Raw genomic sequence first — 19,514 nt, 5'->3', positions numbered from 1 at the left:
GGCCACGCTGACATGCACACGGTCGTTGCACCAGCCGAAAGTGTGAAATGACGGGCCTCCGACCACGCGGGGCGGAGGCCCTTCTTCAGGTCACGCCGAGAGCAGGACGCGTGCCTGGTGTGCGTTGAGTGTCGCGCGGGCGGCAGGATAGACCTGCGCCGGTTGCCCGTCCGACAGTTCGGGGAACAGGGCGAGGATCTCGTCCCGCGCCTCGGTCCCGATGGCGCCCAGCGTCAGGTCGCCCGGCTGGAAGCTTTCGGTCCAGCAACCGTCCGACATGACGACCTCGTGGGTGTCGAACATGAAGTGGATGTAGGTCACCGCCTCGACATCGACCTCGTCGACACCGTCCAGCAGCGTCAGGTGGCGTGCGGCGACCAGCACCTCGTCCTCGCCGAACCACAGCTCGGTCATGGCGCTGCCGATCAGCACGCGGTGCTGCGGGGAGACCAGCATGTCCCGTTCCGGAACGCCCATGCCCAGCGCGCCCGCGCGGATGCGGATCGGCTTGAGCCCCTTGTTCTGCGCCAGCATCGCGGCGTCCACGTCGCGCGCGCCGGCCCAGACCACCGCCTGGTAGCCGTGATCGCGCGTCAGCACCCGCGTGCCCGGCGCGATGTCCTCGACCGGCATCTCGCCCCGGTCGGTCTTGACCAGCGTGCCCGGCGTGAAGCACGGCACGTAATTGATGGTCTCGATTTCCGAGAAGGTGACGACCTCGCCCGTGTCGTAATAGGTGATCGTCCCGCTCTCGTTGTCGAGAGAGGTATAGACGATCTCGGCCGGGCCGGTGATGTTCAGCGTGTCGCCGACCGTCTCGCCCGTCTCGCCGCCGACGATGGTGAGGTTCGTACCGTCCAGGTCGGCGGGCGTGAGGTTGAAGACGTCGTCGCCGTCGCCGCCCGTGGCGATGTCGCCGGAGCCCACGTTCAGCGTGTCGGCACCGGCACCGCCCACCAGCGAATCCGCGCCCGCGCCGCCGGTCAGGACGTCCGCGCCGCCGCCACCGACAAGGGTATCGGCCCCGGCACCGCCAACAAGGCTGTCCGCGCCCTCGCCGCCCGCAAGGCTGTCGTCGCCCGAGCCGCCGATCAGCGTGTCGGCACCCGCGCCGCCATCGACATCGACGCCCAGCGTGTCGAGCGTCGCATCGACGCTGTCGTCGCCCGCGCCCATGCGCAGGGCCTCGATTTCCGAGAAGACCGCGCTGTCGGTACCCGTGACCATCGTGCCGGCTTCGTCGCCGGTATAGGTGACCGTCGTGGCCGAGGTTGCGGTGGCGTCGATCGTGTCGGCGTCAAGGCCGGTCTCGCCACCGATGATGGTGTCCTGGCCGTAACCGTCCGCCACCGCGATGACGTCGGCATCCGCGCCACCGTCAAGGGTGTCGAGGCCCGCACCACCGACGAGGCTGTCGCCGCCGCTGCCGCCGACAAGGCTGTCGGCACCCGCGCCACCCACAAGCGTGTCATCGCCCATGTTGCCGAAAAGCGTGTCGTCGCCCTCGCCGCCCGCGATGCTGTCATTGGTATCGGCATCGTCGATGACGACGGTCTGGTTGCCGCCCAGCGCCAGCCTGATGTCAGTGCCCGACGTGTCGCGGATGATGAAGTTGTCACCTGTCAGCGCCGGAGCAGAGCCCGACCCGCCCGCGTTCACGCTCGAAACGAAGACCGGTGTCCCGGTGGCGTCGATCTGCCAGATCTCCAGCACCTCGGCCGTCTGGTTCGACAGGACGAAGGTCGTCGCGGTGCCGGTTCCGGCAGAGGCATGCTCGGCCGGGTCGATGGTGACGCCGTCGCCGAGGACAAGGTCGTTGTCCGCACCGGCAAGCACGGTGTCGCTGCCCGCGCCAGCCTCGATGATGTCCTGGTCGGCGGTCTGGCCCGCGAATTGCGCGTCGTTCGCATCGACGCGGTCGCCGTCGGGATCGCCAAGATAGGCCGTGTCGATCAGGTCGGAGGCCGCGGTGCCCGACACGATCCCGTCGGTTCCAAGCGGGATGCCCATGGCGTTCAGCGCCAGCGGATCGGTGACCGAGGCGGGCGCGATGCCCGCAAGCGTGACGCTTTCGCCGTTCGGGAAGGTCAGGACCGCGTTACCGAGGCCGTCGTCGGTGACGGTGACGTCGTTGGTGTTGACCGGGTTGCCGAGGTTGTCGTTCAGCGCCGTGACGTCGAACTGGTCCAGCCCGGTGAAGGTGCCGTCGCCATTGTCGATGGGACCTTCGAAATCGGCGACCGTGTCGTTGCCCGACCCGTCCTGCAGCACCACCGTGTCCACCGCGCCATCGGCGGGGCCCACGTTGATCATGTCGTCGCCGGTGCCGCCGTCGACGGTATCCGCGCCCGACCCGGTGACAAGGCTGTCATTGCCCGCCCCGCCCGACACGCTGTCGGCGCCGATGCCCGAGAAGACGGTGTCGTCACCGCCACCCGCGATCACGGTGTCCGACCCGGCGCCCATGATCAGCGTCTCGTTCCCGGCCGACCCAGTCACGCTGTCATTGCCCGACCCGGCGGTGACCTGTTCGATTTCCGAGAAGGTGGTGGTCGCGGTGCCGTCGGTGATGGTCCCGGCCTCGGGGCCGGTGAAGTCGATGGTCAGGTCCGCGGTCTGGGACGAGGCGTCGATCACGTCGCCGGTGGTGTCCTCTGCCGCCTCGCCGCCGACGATCGTGTCGTTCTGCAGCGTCTGGTCGAGCGCGATGGTGTCGTCGCCCGCGCCTGCGTCGATGCTGTCATCGGCAAGGCCGCTGTCGATGACGTCGTCGCCCGCGCCCGCGAGGATCGTGTCGACGTTGTCGCCCGACCCGTTAACGTTGTCGTTGGCATCGACCCGGTCGCCGTCCGGATCGTCGGTATAGGCGGTGTTGATCGTGTCGTTGCCCGCGGTGCCCGACACGATGCCGTCCGACAGCGGGATGCCGATGGCGTTCAGCGCCACGGCGTTGTTCTGCACGTCCGCAACCGGCAGGCCGAAGAGCGTGATCGACTCGCCGCCCGGGAAGGACAGGACCGCGTTGCCGGTGCCGTCATCGGTCACCACGACGTTCGAGGTCGTGACCGGGATGCCGCTGAGGTTGTTCAGCGCCGACACGTCCAGCTGGTCGAGCCCCGTCCAAGTGCCGTCGCCATTGTCGACCGGACCCTGGAAAGCATAGACGGTGTCGTCGCCCGACCCGTCCGCCAGCGCGATCGTGTCATTGCCCGCGCCGAGGACGATGTTCTCAATTTCTGCAAAATTAGCTGTATCGGTGCCGCTGGTAACGATGCCCGCCTCGGGGTCAAAGGCCGTCAGGTCGACGGTTACGCCGGTGGTGGTGCCGGACAGGTCCAGCGTGTCGCCCACCAGTTCGCCGGTCTCGCCGCCGATGATGGTGTCCGCGCCGAACCCGTCGGTCAGCACGATGGTGTCGTCGCCGCCCTCGCCGAGGATGCTGTCCGGCCCGGTGCCGCCATCCAGCAGGTCAGCGCCGTCACCGCCCAGAAGCGTATCGCTTTCGCTGCCGCCGAAGATCGTGTCGTCACCCGTGCCGCCCAACAGGCTGTCGGCCCCGGCATCGCCCGAGATGAAGTCGTCCTCGATCCCGCCGTCGATCGTGTCGGCATCGTTGCCGCCGTAAAGCGTGTCGTTGAAGGCGCCGCCGAAGATGCTGTCGGTGCCCGCCCCGCCGAGGATGCTGTCGCCCGACAGGCCGCCCGACAGGGTGTCGTTGCCGAGGCCACCGATGATGGTGTCGGAATCCTCGCCGCCGAAGACACTGTCATTGCCGTCCCCGGCATCGACATAGTCGGACCCGATGCCGGCATCGATAATGTCGGCGCCGTCACCCCCAAGTATCGAATCGTTGCCGGCCCCACCGAGGATGTTGTCGTTGCCCAACCCGCCGGACAGCGTGTCGGCATTGTCGCCGCCGTCGATCGTGTCGTTTCCGATGCCGCCAACGATGCTGTCCAACCCGGCCCCGCCGACTAGGCTGTCGTCGCCCGCTTCGCCGAAGATCGTGTCATTGCCCGCGCCGCCATCGATCGTGTCGGACCCGGCCAGACCGGCGGCATCGCCGCTTGTCCCGAAAAGGCCACCGTCATTGCCACCGACGATGTAGTCGTTACCCAAACCGCCCGAGATCGAATCCGCGCCCGCGCCACCGGCAATCGAATCGTTACCGGCCTCGCCGAAGATCGTGTCGTTGCCGAGTTCGCCAAGGACAGTGTCGTTGCCACCGCCCGCGGTGATCAGGTCGGCGTCGCCGCCGGTCTGGTTGTCGCCCGCATCGACCATGTCGCCCTGCGGGTCGCCGACATAGGTCCCGTCGATCAACTCGCCCGCGGCGGTGCCTTCGACGATGTAGTTGGGCGCGGGAATACCCATCGCGACCAGCGCGGCCGGGTCCGTCACGTCCGCCGGGGCCACGCCGCGCAGGGTCAGCGATTCACCGTTCGGGAAGGTCAGGACGGCGTTGCCGCCGCCATCGTCCGACACCACAACGTCATCGGTGTTGACCAGCGCGCCGTTGGCATCGTGCAGGTTCGAGACGTCGACCTGGTCGGTGCCGGCATAGACGCCGGGCGAGACCTCGATCGGGGCCTCGAAATTCATGATCGAATCCGCGCCATCGCCGTCGGACAGGACAACCACGTCCACTTCGGCGTCGTTCGCGCCAAGGTCAAAGATGTCGTCGCCCGCGCCGCCTTCGACGGTGTCGGCGCCCGCACCCGTGGCAATGCTGTCATTGCCGTCCGAGCCGATGACGCTGTCACTGCCCGCGCCCAGCGTCACCGTCTCGATTTCCGAGAAGGTGGCGGTGCTGGTGCCGTCGCTCAGCGTGCCGGATTCGGGATCCGCGCCCGACAGGTCGAGCGTCGTACCAACCGTCAGGCCCGAGGCGTCGATGGCGTCGAAATCAAGCCCGGTCTCGCCACCGGTGATCAGGTCGTTGCCGAATGCGTCGCCGATGACGAACGTGTCGTTGTCCGCGCCGCCTTCCAGCGTGTCCGCCCCGGCGCCGCCGAGGAGCGAATCCGCGCCGGCATCGCCCATCAGCGAGTCCGCGCCCGCGCCGCCGAGAATGGTGTCGTCGCCGGTGCCGCCCGACACGGTGTCGTCGCCCGCCCCGGCATCGACGCGGTCGGCGCCGCCGCCGGCCTCGATGGAATCCGCGTTCGATCCGACAACCTCGCCATGGGTGCCCAGCGCATCGCTGCCATCGACCGCGGTCCCGTCATGGTCGACATAGCCCGCGCCGATCACCTCGCCCGCATCGGTACCGGACACGATGTTGTCGTTGGCGTTCAGCTGTTCGATGTTCTCGAACTGCATGGTCGTGCCGTCGGCGAAAGTCACGATGCCGTTCTCGGTCGGGCCGGTGACCGGGTTGCCCGCGTCGTCGAAATACTGGATCGCGGCGACGTTGGTCAGGTTCAGAACGTCGATATCGCCGTTCAGCGGGTCCTCGCCGCCATCGACGCGGTCGCCCGCATCGGCGGTGATCGTGTCGCTGCCCGTCCCGCCAAGGACCACGTCGCCCTGCGTCGCGGCCAGTTCGGCCGGGGTATAGGCACCGTCCCAGATCTCGAAATGGCCGATCGTGCCGTCCATGAATTCCTGCACGCCGACGTCGGTCGCGTCGCCCGAAACGGTCTGGCCCGCGCCCAGCGTCCACGGCTCGGCATTGCCTTGCAGCGTCACCGGGGCAGCCACGGTGCCGACCGAGGCGCCGTTCAGGAACATCTCGATCTGGCCGGTCGCGTTGTCGAACGAGACGTGGATCGAGTAGTCGACGCCGGTCTGGATCGTGCCCGGCGCGGTGGTGATGTTGTAGCTTGCCGTGTCCGACTGCCAGCGCAGGTCCAGCGTTCCGTCGGCCAGCGTTTCGATGGTGAAGTGGCCGCCACCGTCAAAGCCCGAAGAGTCGCGCGACAGGATGCCGGTGGTACCGGTCAGCGTGTCGAGCGTGAAATCGACCCGGACGGTTGCGCTCGTCAGGTCATAGGCGGTGTCGTGCGGGATGCGGACATAGTCGCCCGCCCCGTCGAGCGCGATGCCGCCCGCGCCATCGGGCGTCGCGCCACCGACGAGCTGCGCGTCGTTGTCGAGCACCGCCTGGTCATCCAGCGGATCGGCATTGTCGAATTCCCACAGACCGACAAGCGTCGGCGTGGGCGTGACCCCGGCACCGCCGCTCAGGCCGTTATCGGCCGCGTCGATGATGTCGTCACCCGCGCCGCCGTCCAGCGTGTCGGACCCGACGCCGCCATCGACCGTGTCGGCGCCCGCCCCGGCCTGTACGAAATCGTCGCCGCCGCCCGCGGTGATCGAATCCGCGTCGGACCCGATAACCTCGCCATGGGTGCCAAGCGCGTCGCCCGCGTCGACCGTGGTGCCGTCGGCATCGGTATAGCCCGCGATGATCGCCTCGCCCGCGTCGGTGCCGGACACGATGTTGTCCGGGACCACGGGGTTGCCGTTGATCACGAAGTTCTCGATCTCGGTGAAGACCGCGGTGGTGCCGTCGTTGAAGGTGACGACGCCGTCATAACCGTTGCCGTTGGAGTCGACGCCGGTGATGTTGAAAGACTGGACGTTGTTGGCGATCAGCGTGTCGTTGTCGACGCCGGTCGTGACCGCGCTGCCGCCATCGACCGTGTCGTTGCCGCCCGCGGTGATCGTGTCGGCATCGGCGCCACCCACGAGGCTGTCATTGCCGGTGCCGCCGGTGATGCTGTCGGCGCCGTCGCCCCCGTCGAGGACGTTGTTCGACCCGCCCGTGACCGAGATCGTGTCGTTGCCCGCGCCACCCAGCAGCGTGTCGTTCGACCGTGCGTCGGTTTCGGCCGAGGTGATGACGTCGTCGCCCGCGCCGCCGTCGACAAGGTCGTCGTCGCCGATGTTGCGTTCTTCGCCCGCCTCGATCGTGTCGTTGCCCGCGCCGCCCAGCAGCGTGTCGTTGCCGTCGCCACCGTCTATCAGGTCGTTGCCGGTGCCACCGTCGATGGAGTCGCCCACGGCGTTGTTGACCGATGCGATGACGGTGTCGTCCCCGCCGCCAGCGTCGATCGTCATCGGCCGGTTGACCGAGATTGACTGGTCGATCAGGTCGGCCTGATCGGTCGCGATGATGCTTTCGATCTGGGTGAACGTGACGCTGTCGGTGCCGGCGGTGGCCGTGCCCTGTTCGGCACCGGTGAAGGTGACATTGACGCCGGTCGTCAGACCGCTGAAATCCAGCGTGTCGTTGTCGATGCCGGTGGTCGCGGTTTCGCCGCCGACGACGGTGTCGGTGCCGAAGCCGTCGGTATAGGTGAAGGTGTCGGCATCGGCGCCGCCGATCAGCGAGTCGTTGCCCGCGCCGCCGACCAGCGTGTCGCTGCCCGCGCCGCCATCGACGCTGTCCGACCCCGCACCGGCCAGCACAAGGTCATCGCCGGCGCCCGCCTCGATGCTGTCGGCCTGCGATCCCGCAACCTCGCCGAAGGTGCCGGTTGCGTCCGAATTGTCGACGAAGTTGCCGTCCGGGTCCCCGGCATAGGTAGCGTCGATCGTGTCGGCGCCTGCCGTGCCGGACACGATGTTGTCGCTGACAAGCGCGTTCAGCGTCTCGATGTTCGAAAACGTCGCGGTGCCGCCGTTGATGAAGGTGACGATCCCGAATTCCGAGGTGCCGCCAACCGGGTTGCCCGCCGCGTCGGTATACTGGACCGAGGCCACGTCGTAGACATTCAGGATGTCGGTATCGCCGCCATCGGGGTCTTCGCCACCGTCGATCACGTCGCCCGCGCCGCCGGTGATGACGTCGTTGCCGGAGGCGCCATAGATCGTGTCGGCACCAAGGCCGCCGTCGATGGTATCGGCCCCGCCATCGCCCGAGATCAGGTCGTCGCCTTCCCCGCCATAGATGCTGTCGTCGCCGTGCAGCATCTCTGTGAAGACGGGGTTGGGCAGGACTTGCCCGTTGAAACCATAGCCCGCGCCAAATTCCACGACGCCCAGCGTGACGTTGATCTCGCCCTGCGCCTCGAAATAGCCGGTGAACCAGGCGTCGGTATCGGCCGCGCCATTGCCTTCGGTCCCGGTCGCGGTCGCGCCCGAGGCGGTGGTCGTCGTGGTCAGCGACGAGCCCTGGTTGACGGCCGAGCCGTAGAAGTTGTTGGGGCTGAACGTGACGAATTCTTCACCGGCGCCAGTGTTGTTGTCGATATCCATGACCGTGGCCTGGCCCGAGATCACGATGGGCTGGTCGGTGGCCTGGTCGAGGAATTCGATGTTGAACGTCGCGGTCTGGCCGGCATTGGCCGCGCCGTTGCCCGTCAAGAGGATCGGGCCGTTGGTGGCGTTGTAGTTCAGCTGAACCGTCACCGTGGGGGAGGTCAGCTCGGTCAGCGTGACGCGCATCGCGACCACGGTGCCGTCCGGCAGCGTGCCCGCGTTGTCATAGATGATGCTGTCGCCTTCGACGGCATTGGCCGGGTCGCCCGTGGCCGATCCCGCCCGGATGTTGCCCGCCGTCATCAACAGCGACCCGGCATCGCCGAGGCTGGGCGTCGGCGCCGCCGCGGTGTCGCCATAGATCACGTCGCCGCCGCTGCCGCCTTCGATCTGGTCGGCGCCCATCGCGCCCGTGATCGTATCGGCCCCCGCACCCGCATCGATGGTGTCGTTGCCGAACGTGGCCGAGATCAGGTCGAAGAATTCGAACAGCGTCGTGCCGCCAAGCGTCGCGTCGTAGGTCCCGGTCGCGTTGGCGTCACCCACGGTGAAGGTGGTGGCACCATCGGACAGGGTCAGTTCGCCCGAGGCCGCGTCGAGCGCAACCGAGTAGGACGACGGCAGGGAATCGAGGTCGAGGTCATGCCCACCGGCCGCCTCGTTGATGCCGGACCAGAAGGTCGGCGAATTCCAGTTGGCGGTGGTGACGGTATAAATTGCCATCTCGTGAACCCCTTACGTGCCGGAACCGGTCGCGGAACACACGTGCGACCGGGCGTGAAAAGACGAGGTGACCTGCAGATGCAGCGACGCGTTCCGGCCTTGCCCAAGGTGATCGATCAGCGGCTTGCGTGCCGCGCACGCGAAGATAGGTGACCTGTTTGGGAAGCGCCTGTCGTACATTCTGCCTGGTCCTCGATAGTCCTGTGCCTGCAAGCCAAACCGGAAAACCGGGACCGGCCCACGACACATGCCTGGCTCTACTCCAGACACATCGAGCGTTTTCGACGCAAAAGCGGGCTCCTTGATGGGCCAATCGGGACAATTTTAGGAATGATGCCGGGACGCGGCTGCCGAATTGCGGTCATGAACTGACCCTGCGGAATATTGAAAATTTGACATCATCGGCGACGGCAAACCGGTCGCTTTCCTTTGAAATTTGAAGATTTTTCAACCATTAGGCGCAAAGGCGAAACTGTGTGTCGCGTGAAAGGAAACGCGCGATTCATGCGGAAATGTGACGCGATTGCCCGATTTGCGCCTTGATCGCCCGATTGTCCCGAAAAGAAGGCGCATATCGCGCGAAACCGGGAAAGGGCGGAGCCATCGGCCCCGCCCTTCGCGGTACAGGGGCTCCTCCCCCGCACCAGTGTCGTGCTGCATATATGTGTCGGCCGCCCCCGGCGCTTATTTCACAAGCAGCTTTGCTTCGTGCTTTTTCAGCGTCCGGCGGGCAGCGGCGTAGTCCTTGAGCCCTTCGGTCGTCTCCAGTTCAGGGAACAGTTCGAAAATCTCGTTGCGCTGCGAGTTGCCCATGCCGCTAAGGGTGTAGTCACCCGGCTGGAAGCTTTCGGTCCATGCGCCGTTCGACAGGACCACCTCGTGGCGGTCGAACAGGAAGTGCATGTAGGTGACACCCAGCGTCCCCACCTCGTCCACACCGTCAAGACCGGTGAGGTGCTTGGCCGCGACCAGGACTTCGCTTTCTTCAAAGTAAAGCGCGGTCTTGTCGTTCGACACCAGCATGCGGTGGTTCGGCGACACCAGGATGTCCTGCTCGGGCAGGTTCGGGCCAAGCGACCCGGCCTGGATGAGGATCGGACGCAGGTGCGGGTTGCGTGCCAGCTCGTGGCCCGTCAGCTCGCGCTTGCCGACCCAGCGGATTTCCTGCAGCCCGTTGTCGCGGGTGATGATCCGGTCGCCTTCGCGCAGGTCCTCGACCAGGCGTTCGCCCAGCGGGGTTGCGATCACGGTGCCCGGCGTGAAGCAGGGGATCACGTTCTCGATCTCGACGAAGTTCAGGACCTCGCCCACCTGGTTGCCGTCGGCATCCTTGAAGCGGACGAAGCCGTCTTCGCGGTCTGCCGAGGTGTAGGTGATGTTGAGGCTGCCACCCGTCGGCGCGGAGCCGGTCAGGTCGAGCGTGTCGAAGTCGTCGCCGCCTTCCGAGCCGTCAACGAAGTCGCCTTCGTTGCCGCCGATGAAGACGTCACGGTCATCGCCACCCGTCAGGCTGTCGCGGCCCTGGCCACCGGTGATGGTGTCGTTGCCCGACCCGCCGAAGACGGTGTCTTCGTCGATGCCCGCATCGATCAGGTCGTCATCCGCGCCACCGTCGATCGAGTCGTCGTCGTCGCCGGTGGTGATGGTGTCGTCGCCCGCGCCGCCGAGGACTAGGTCGCGGTCGTTGGCGTCGTTGATGTCGACATCATCGGTCTGCGCCAGGTCGATGCCGTTGGTGATGACCGACGAGGTCGTCTCGATCCCGGCGGTGATCAGGTCATCGCCCTGGCTGCCGTCGATCGTGTCGTTACCGTGGCCGCCCAGGATCGTGTCGTCACCGGTCGCGCCGTCGACGCTGTCGTCGTCGATGCCCGCGTCGATGAAGTCGTTGTCGGCACCGCCGTCGATGGTGTCGTCGTCGTCACCGGTCACGATCGAGTCGTTGCCCCGGCCACCCATGACGAAGTCGCGTCCGTCCTCGGTGTTGGTGTCGAAATCGACGTTCGCCGCGGTCAGGATCGGGTTGTCGACATCGGTGTCGTCGAGGAACGTGTCGACGCCCGCGAGGATCGTGTCGTCGCCCTGCCCGCCATCGATACTGTCGGCACCCTGCGGGTCGGTGATCAGGTCGTTGCCCACGTTGCCGAACACGGTGTCGTTGTCGATGCCGCCATCCAGCGTGTCGTCGCCGCCACCACCGGTGATGAGGTCGGCGTCGTCGCCGGTCGAAATCACGTCGGCGCCCGCGGTACCGGTTTCGGTATCCTGATCGTCGGTGGGATCGGGGTCCTCGTCGGTGCCGGCAAAGGCATCAAGGCCACCGCCGACCGGCGTCAGGATGTCGGCGTCGATCAGCGGGCCTGCGCCCACGTTGATCGTGACGGTCGCCATGTCGGTGCCGCCATTGCCGTCATCGATCGTGTAGACCACGGTCGCCGGGCCGGTGAAGCCTGCGTTCGAGGTGAAGACGATCGATCCGCCTTCGATCACGACCGTGCCATCGGCCGAGGTGGCCGAGGTGATGGTCAGCGTGTCGCCATCCGGATCGGTGTCGTTGGCCAGCACGGGCACGGTGATCGGCGCGCCAGTGGCACCCGAGCCCGTGTCGTCGTTCGCCATCGGCGGCTGGTTCACGTCGGTCACGTCGATCGACACGGTCGAGGTCGCGGTGCCGCCGTTGCCGTCGCTGATCTCGTAGGTCAGCGAGGCGATGCCGGTGAAGCCCGCGTTCGGCGTGAAGAACACGCTGTTGGGCGTGCCCGCGTCGATGGTCACAGTGCCGTCGGTCGAGGTGGCCGAGGTGATGGTCAGCGTGTCGCCATCGGCGTCGGTGTCATTGCCCAAGACGAAGATCTGGACGGTCGTCGCTTCGGGCGTGGTCGCGTCGTCAGGGTTGGCGACCGGCGGCGTGTTGCCGCCGCCACCGCCATCGTCGTTCACCGTGATGTTCACGGTGCCCATGTCGGTGCCGCCGTTGCCGTCGGACACGGTGTAGGTGAAGCTGTCGGACCCGACATAGCCCGGATTGGGCGTGTAGGTGACCGACCCGGTATCGCTGCTGAGCGCGATGGTGCCGTTCGCCGGGCCCACAACGCCGACCGTGGTCAGCGTGTCGCCATCGGCGTCGGTATCGTTCAGCAGGTGCGCGACGGTGACCGCTTCGCCGACCGTGGTGGTCGCGAAATCGTCAACCGCGACAGGCGCTTCGTTGGTGTCATCGGTGTCAACGGTGGAGAAGTGCACGTCCGAGACAAGCACGCCCTGTTCGCCGGTATCACCGTTGTCGTAATCGATCTCGATCCGCGCGACGGGGCCCGTGATGTTCACGAGGACCGAATTGTCGGGATCGGTGTTGGAGCCGTCACCCGAACCGGTCAGCGTGCCGCCGGTATTGGTCACGTCGGCGCCTTCGGTCAGCGACACGGGCACGAGGTTGCCCATCGCGTCGTAGGCACGCACGGTCACGATGTCGAGGAAGCTGAGCCCGCCTCCGCCACCACCGCCATCCGCGCCGCCGGACGCCGCAAAGGAAGGGCCGCCATCGATGTCGTTGAACATGCCACCGTCGATATCGCTGATGCGGAACGACACGTTCTGCACGTTGTCGGTGAACATCGGATCAGTCGATGCGAAGGTCATGGTGGTGGTCGAGGTGTTGTCGACCCCGCCTTCACCGCCCTGGCCGAACAGCTTGAGGCCCGAGAACGGGTCGAACGGCTCGCCGCCGGCCACGTAGCCTTCGCCGTTGAACGTGGTCGCGGACGCGTATTCGTCTTCTTCCACGACGTCGACCGTCACGGCTACGCCGCCGGTATCCACCGTGTTGGTGCCGTTGATGACAGAGCCGTAGCCGCCGCCGAACAGTCCCCAATCCAAAATCAGATCAGCCATTGCCTCGATCCTTCTCCTTCAAGCCGGGGCGTGCCCCATGGCCGCAAGCGGCCAATGGCAGCGCGCGGCCACCAGATGACGGTTTCATGCGACGGTTGAGATGAAGGACAGCGGGCCGTCTTGCGCAAAACGCGCTGACTGCCACACCAATCGGTCTGAATGGACCTGTCCCGCACCCCTCACGTGATGCACAACGATGTGGTGGTCGCCCCCGTGACCAGCAGACTTTGGACCCCCCCAGTCGAGGTCTCAGGCATATTTGTACGCGGGGCATTCCGATCAACAAAGGAAAAAGTGTCTGAAAAGTGTCGTGAAGGGTCGGGAAAGAGGCGCAATAAGGGCAAGTTGCCGCCACAATTTTCTCGCTATGGTTGCTGAAATTTGGAATACGCACCACTTTTTCGAGAAAATGTGGCGCGGAACCGAGTTAATCGCTGGTTAATTCGACGTTTTTAGCGAAATTGATCGCAACTGGGCAACAACCGGAGAATGTGGCGTGCCAACACACCTGTTGCCCATTTTTCGCCACGGGTTCCAGGCGCACTGTTTCCGTCGGTCGCTCAATCCGCGACCTATCCCCGACTGTCCCCGGTTTCCGAAACAACGCCCCTCCGAATCGCGACGGAACCGGGGCAGGCCCTGCCTTGATGCCGTCACATTCGGGAAAGTCGCTGGTGCGGGTGAAGGGACTCGAACCCCCACGCCTTGCGGCGCCAGAACCTAAATCTGGTGCGTCTACCAATTCCGCCACACCCGCACAGGCCTGCGATGGGGCCGCTCTATCAAAGGGTTTCGGGGCAGGCGAGCAAAAAACGGGCCATTTTGGTCACGACATTTACCGAATTTTGTCGTATTCTGCGGATCAATAAGAGGCACCAGAGCAGGATTGCCCCCATGTCGAACGATGTGTCGCGTCTGGCGGCCGAGGTTGCGTGCCTCGGTGCTGACGCCGTTAACGTGAATGAAACCGGCCTTGTCGAAGGCAGCCTCGTCCTCACGCGGGACGGCGAGTTGCCCGTCGAATACGTGGGGCTCAGCGACCACCTGATCACCCGCGATGCCGGATACGTGCCCGTCAGCGCGGTCTATGCCGAGCGGCGCGACATGCGCATGGTACGGATCGCTCCGGGTTCGCTGGGCCATACCCGTCCCGAGGTGGAGATGCTGCTGCCCTGGTCGCAACTGGTGCTGGTGCGCGACTGGCGCGCGTCGGCGCTGTACAACACGCGCACCGCCATGGTGCCCGCCTACCGCCTGATCGATGGCGAATTCGTCACCGATGCCGGAGTGCGGGACGTGACGATCTACAGGCTGTCCTGCGATGCGCCGCACGTGATGTATGCGGGTGGGCTGGAACTGGCCACGGGCGTCCGCCAAGCCGCCATCGCCGCCTAGGCCATCAGCGCGCGCAGGACCTTCGGCAGCTCCTCGGGAAGATCTTCGGCGATCAGGCCGGGACCGAAGGACCGCGCACATTCCACATGCAGCCAAGCCGCCGCTTCGGCAACGCAGAACAGGTCCGGACCGGTGTGCGAGGCGGCCTGCCCCGTGATCATTCCCGCCAGCACGTCCCCTGCCCCGGCGGTCGCCAGCCACGGCACTTCGCGCCCGTAGGCGGCAGAATGCAGCGATGCGCCGCCTCCCGGTTCGGCGATCACCGTATCGGCGCCTTTCAACAGGATCACGCACCCGGCCCGCGACGCGGCAGCGCGAACGGCATCCACCTTGGACAGGCCCGGCCCGCGACGCGATTGCGCGAGGTCGGGGAAGAGGCGCGCGAACTCGCCCTCGTGCGGGGTAAGGATCGCCCGCGGGTGCAGCTGGTCGAACAGCGTCTCGGGTGCGTGCGCGAAGGCGGACAGCGCATCGGCGTCCAGCACCACCGCGGGCGCACGCCATCGTCCTTCGGTTTCGCCCTCGGCCAGCGCGGCAAGCACAAGGCCGCGCGTCCGTTCGCCGGTGCCCATGCCGGGGCCAAGGCAGAACGCGGTCACCCGGTCGTCGATCACCGCGCCCAGCCCATCGGCATCCGCGACCGCCCGCAACATGATCGCATCGAGGTGACAGGCGTTTTCCTGCAGCGCCGATGGCGGGCACAGCACGGTGACGAGCCCCGCCCCGATCCTCAGCGCCGCACGCGCCGCCAGCCGCCCGGCCCCGCCACTGCCCACGCCGCCGGCCATCACCATCGCGTGGCCGAAATCGAACTTGTGCCCCGAGATGCCGCCGATCTTGGGAACGAGACTGCCGGGCCAGATGCGCGCTGGAACGGATTGGCGCCTCAAAACGGGCGATGCCAGCCGCAGGCTGTCGGGGGCAGGCGCCGTGCCCAACGGTGACACCGCCACGTGAGGCAACCCGATATCAACGACCTCGAGCGCGCCGCACATCATCGGGCCAAGGCCCAGGTAGTGCCCGCATTTCGGCGCGTGGAACGTGACCGTCAGATCGGCGCGCACCACGTGGTGCGGCCATGGATCAAAGTCCGGGTCATCGGCCTGACCCGTGAAAGGCACCATCCCGGTATCGAGGTCGAGACCCGATGGCCCGTCGACCGCGACCCGCCGGATCGCGTGACCGCGCTTCCAGCTGGGCGCACCTTTCTGGTCCAGAACCTCGGCGACTTCGGCCGGCAAGGGCCGCGTGAGGCCGATCCCGAACACCGCGTCGACGATCAGGTCGGGCCGGTCGGTCCCGTGGATCGCGTCCACGTCCCAGCCGTGGATATCGACATCGGCGGCCAGAAGATCGTGCATCTTTTTCGCATCGGGCGGCAGACGCGCGGCCTTGCCATAGAGAAAAACGGCCACGCTCCAGCCCCGGTCCCGCAGGCGCCGCGCGATCACGAAGCCGTCGCCGCCATTGTTTCCCGGCCCGCAAAGCACCAGCGCCCGGTGCGGTCCGGCCCCCAGATCGGGCCAGCGATCCAGCACCGCCGTGACGAGACCGCGCCCCGCGCGCTCCATCAATTGCAGACCCGTCACGCCGCCTTCGGCCATGGTCTGCTCTTCGATTGCGCGCATCCGTGCGGCGGTCAGGATCTGGGTCATGGGGGAGTTTTCACAAACTGAGTAAATTTTGTGCAGATTGCACGATTCACAGGCGGTCCCTCTGGATTCTCGGTGGGACGCCATGCCAAGGCAACCTACGCGATTGTGGGCCTACAAGAGAAGTGGTCTCACGCCCCTTAGCGCTGCGGAGGACATCACATGAAAAAGATCGAAGCGATCATCAAGCCGTTCAAGCTCGATGAGGTGAAAGAGGCGCTTCAGGACGTCGGCGTTCAGGGTCTGAGCGTTCTCGAGGTCAAGGGTTTCGGCCGCCAGAAAGGCCATACCGAGCTGTATCGCGGTGCGGAATACGTGGTGGATTTCCTGCCCAAGGTGAAAATCGAGGTCGTGATCGACGACGGTGCGGTCGATGCGGCAATCGACGCGATCGTCGCGGCGGCCAAGACCGACAAGATCGGCGACGGCAAGATTTTCGTCTCCCCCGTCGAACAGGCGATCCGCATCCGTACCGGCGAAACCGGCCCCGACGCGCTGTAACCCGCGCGCAGGGCCCGTCACCAGAACAACCTCAACTTAGGGACTTAGGGAAAAGATGAGTGTAGACAACGTCTTGAAGACGATCAAAGACGAGGACGTCGAATACGTCGACATCCGTTTCACCGACCCGCGCGGCAAGCTGCAGCACGTGACGGTCATGTCGGACCAGGTCGATGCCGATTTCCTCGAAGAAGGCTTCATGTTCGACGGTTCGTCGATCGCCGGCTGGAAATCCATCGAAGCGTCGGACATGAAACTGATGCCCGACACCGAAAGCGCCTATATCGATCCGTTCTACGCCGAAAAGACGCTCTGCGTACACTGCTCGGTCGTCGAACCCGACACCGGCGAAGCCTATGACCGCGACCCGCGCGGCACCGCCGAGAAGGCAGAGGCCTACCTGAAATCCTCGGGCATCGGCGACACCGCGTTTTTCGGCCCCGAGGCAGAGTTCTTCCTGTTCGACGACGTCAAGTTCTCGACCGCGATGAACAAGGTCTCCTACGAGGTCGATGCCACGGACGCGTCGTGGAACACCGACACCGATTACGAGATGGGCAACATGGGCCACCGTCCCGGCGTCAAGGGCGGCTACTTCCCGGTGAACCCCACCGACGAGGCGCAGGACCTGCGTTCGGAAATGCTGTCGACGATGAAGCGCATCGGCATGAAGGTCGACAAGCACCACCACGAGGTGGCGTCGTGCCAGCACGAGCTTGGCCTGATCTTCGACTCGCTCACCAAGCAGGCGGACGAGCTGCAGAAGTACAAGTACATCATCCACAACGTGGCGCACGCCTACGGCAAGTCGGCGACGTTCATGCCGAAACCCATCGCGGGCGACAACGGCACCGGCATGCACTGCAACATGTCGATCTGGAAAGACGGCAAGCCGCTGTTTGCTGGCGACAAGTACGCCGACCTGTCCCAGGAAGCGCTGTACTTCATCGGCGGCATCCTTAAGCACGCCAAGGCGTTGAACGCGTTCACCAACCCGTCGACCAACAGCTACAAACGCCTGATCCCCGGCTTTGAAGCACCGGTTCTGCGCGCCTACTCGGCCCGCAACCGTTCGGGTTGTGTCCGTATCCCGTGGACCGAGTCGCCGAAAGCCAAGCGCGTCGAGGCCCGCTTCCCCGATCCGTCGGCAAACCCCTACCTGTGCTTTGCCGCACTCCTGATGGCCGGTCTGGACGGCATCAAGAACAAGATCGATCCCGGCGAGGCGATGGACAAGAACCTCTACGACCTGCCTGCCGAGGAACTGGCCGACATCCCGACGGTCTGCGGCAGCCTGCGCGAGGCGCTCGAGGAGCTGGAGGCCGACATGGACTTCCTGCTGGCGGGCGACGTGTTCACCAAGGACCAGATCGCCGGTTACATCGACCTGAAGATGGAAGAGATCGAGGCGTATGAACACACGCCGCACCCGATGGAATTCCAGCTTTACTACAGCTGCTGACCGCCTCTCCCTGCCGCGTGCCTTCTTTTGCTGGCGCGCGGTTTCCACAGGTCGGCAAATGCGAAGGCGCTCCGTTCCGGGGCGCCTTCTCTCTTTTCAGGGAAACGAAAAAGGGCGCCTCGCGGCGCCCCTCGCTTCCTGTCCCGACCTGATCCTATTCGGTGGATGTCTTCAGCTTGACGACGATCTCGCGTCCCGACCAGCTCTTGCCTTCGGCGGCGCGGTCGAGCACCAGCCGGTGCAGCGTGTCGACGCATTTCTCGCCCGGATTGATCCCGGCCTTGATGAGGATCTCGCGGCCTTCCCGTGATTGCGCCCATTCGACGATGGCCGTTCCACCGGAACCATCGCGTTTTTCATCTTCAGCGGCTTCCTCAACGGCAGTAACCACGAAACCGGCAAAAACTCGTTTAACTCTATCCGCCTGAGTACGGCTTTGCTTGGGAAACTGAGTGTCCCTCGGCATCCTGTCTGCTCCTTTTATTGTCTTTGGAGATGCGCCGATGCCATACACCCGACCCGGACCACCCCTCGCCCAAAAACAACTCTAAAGGGAAATGTGGCAGCAATGTGGCAAGACCTACGATTCTGTTAGTATTTCGTTAACTTTCGTTAAAATTGCGTTGTTTCTGTAAGCTGCAGGCCGTGGGTTGTGACAGAATGTCGCTCCGGAAAAGGTAACACCCTGCAATCCCGACACTTCGTTGCGCGTAATCTGCAAGGCCACGCCGCCTCGGGACCGGATGCGCGGGACCTTGCTGACCCAAGTCGGCATCTTGCCGGATGGAGGCGGTCTGTTAATCTCCGGGAAATCTTGTTCCGGAGACCATTCATGCGCCGTATCCTCGCTACCCTTTGCCTTGCCGCCCTTCCCGCCCTGCCCCTGCAAGCCGCCACCTGCATCACGTCGAAAGGTGCGTTCGACGGGTACAAGAACGGCCTCGCGCAGGACGCACGCGCCAGCGGCGTGCAGCAACGGGGTTTGCAAGCCCTCGCAAACGCGCGCCTGTCCGGCATCACGTGGCGGTTCGAAAGCCGCCCCTCGAGCCAGTCGGGCACCTTGCAGGCAGACCCGGCGACGTTCCTCGCCAAGCGGTCCGGCTCGACGGCCGAGGCGTTCATTCGCGCCGCGCGGAACAAGAAGGCGCGCAATCCCAACACCTTCGCCTCGATCGAGCGCCGGTTCGGCGTGCCGGCAGGTATCCTTGCCACGATCTGGGGACTGGAGACGTCGTGGGGCGGCTATCTTGGCGAAACGCCCATCGTCGGCGGCGCGGTCACGCTGGCCAGCTATTGCCGCCGTCACCCCCGGTTCGAACCGCATGCCATCGCGGCGTTGCAACTGGTGGATCGTGGCGTGATCTCGGCCAATACCCGCGGCGGCCCGTCGGGTGAACTGGGGCACATGCAGTTCCTCGCGGGCAACTGGGTGCGCTACGGCGTCGACGGCAACGGCGACGGCAAGGTCGATCCCTATTCGGCGGTCGATGCGCTCGCCTCGGCCGCGAACATGCTGGCCCGGAACGGCTGGCAGAAGGGCGCGCCCTATGGCGAAGGCACCCGCAACTACAACGTGCTGTCGGTCTGGAACGACAGCGGCAACTACCTGCGCGCCATCGTCTACGCGGCGCAGCGGGTCGACGGCTGACCGCAGTCCGGACGCACGGAAACGCACAATCCCC

At 65.6% G+C, this 19,514-nt stretch carries 8 protein-coding genes and 1 tRNA gene; 4 read left to right on the top strand and 5 right to left on the bottom strand.

Annotation, left to right across the window (positions count from 1 at the left end; genetic code table 11):
* Positions 1–90 precede the first annotated feature (90 nt).
* From ATO11_RS02115 to ATO11_RS02105, 3 genes are all read right to left on the bottom strand, one after another.
* Complete coding sequence (locus ATO11_RS02115; protein WP_050529157.1) at positions 91–8,931, bottom strand: Hint domain-containing protein; 8,841 nt, start codon at positions 8,929–8,931, stop codon at positions 91–93.
* A 684-nt stretch (positions 8,932–9,615) separates the two neighbouring features.
* Positions 9,616–12,822 (bottom strand): Ig-like domain-containing protein, encoded by a 3,207-nt coding sequence (locus ATO11_RS02110; protein ID WP_050529156.1) that lies wholly within the window; start codon positions 12,820–12,822, stop codon positions 9,616–9,618.
* Between the two features lie 672 nt (positions 12,823–13,494).
* Positions 13,495–13,579: transfer RNA gene (locus tag ATO11_RS02105), tRNA-Leu, on the bottom strand.
* A gap of 137 nt (positions 13,580–13,716) precedes the next feature.
* Here ATO11_RS02105 and ATO11_RS02100 point away from each other — a divergent pair.
* Positions 13,717–14,217, top strand: coding sequence for a Hint domain-containing protein (locus ATO11_RS02100; RefSeq protein ID WP_050529155.1), 501 nt, complete (start codon positions 13,717–13,719; stop codon positions 14,215–14,217).
* Here the strand turns inward: ATO11_RS02100 and ATO11_RS02095 are convergent.
* On the bottom strand, positions 14,214–15,872 hold the full coding sequence (locus ATO11_RS02095) for a bifunctional ADP-dependent NAD(P)H-hydrate dehydratase/NAD(P)H-hydrate epimerase (protein ID WP_050529154.1): 1,659 nt from the start codon (positions 15,870–15,872) through the stop codon (positions 14,214–14,216). The genes ATO11_RS02100 and ATO11_RS02095 overlap by 4 nt on opposite strands.
* Before the next feature lie 159 nt (positions 15,873–16,031).
* Here ATO11_RS02095 and ATO11_RS02090 point away from each other — a divergent pair, with 159 nt between their 5' ends.
* On the top strand, positions 16,032–16,370 hold the full coding sequence (locus ATO11_RS02090; protein ID WP_050529153.1) for a P-II family nitrogen regulator: 339 nt from the start codon (positions 16,032–16,034) through the stop codon (positions 16,368–16,370).
* 55 nt (positions 16,371–16,425) lie between these two features.
* Complete coding sequence (gene glnA, locus ATO11_RS02085; protein WP_050529152.1) at positions 16,426–17,832, top strand: type I glutamate--ammonia ligase; 1,407 nt, start codon at positions 16,426–16,428, stop codon at positions 17,830–17,832.
* A 154-nt stretch (positions 17,833–17,986) separates the two neighbouring features.
* Here the strand turns inward: glnA and ATO11_RS02080 are convergent, their stop codons facing one another.
* The gene (locus ATO11_RS02080; protein WP_134643049.1) at positions 17,987–18,298 is read right to left on the bottom strand and encodes a DUF6280 family protein; all 312 of its coding nucleotides are present in this window, start codon (positions 18,296–18,298) and stop codon (positions 17,987–17,989) included.
* A gap of 366 nt (positions 18,299–18,664) precedes the next feature.
* On the opposite strand from ATO11_RS02080, the gene ATO11_RS02075 reads away from it, so the two are divergent.
* Positions 18,665–19,480, top strand: a complete 816-nt coding sequence (locus tag ATO11_RS02075; protein WP_050529150.1) for a lytic murein transglycosylase — start codon at positions 18,665–18,667, stop codon at positions 19,478–19,480.
* Positions 19,481–19,514 lie beyond the last annotated feature (34 nt).

It is taken from the genome of Pseudaestuariivita atlantica (assembly GCF_001205715.1).
GTDB lineage: Bacteria > Pseudomonadota > Alphaproteobacteria > Rhodobacterales > Rhodobacteraceae > Pseudaestuariivita > Pseudaestuariivita atlantica.
Note: the sequence above shows the minus strand (reverse complement) of the source record. Positions and strands in the feature narration are given on the sequence as shown.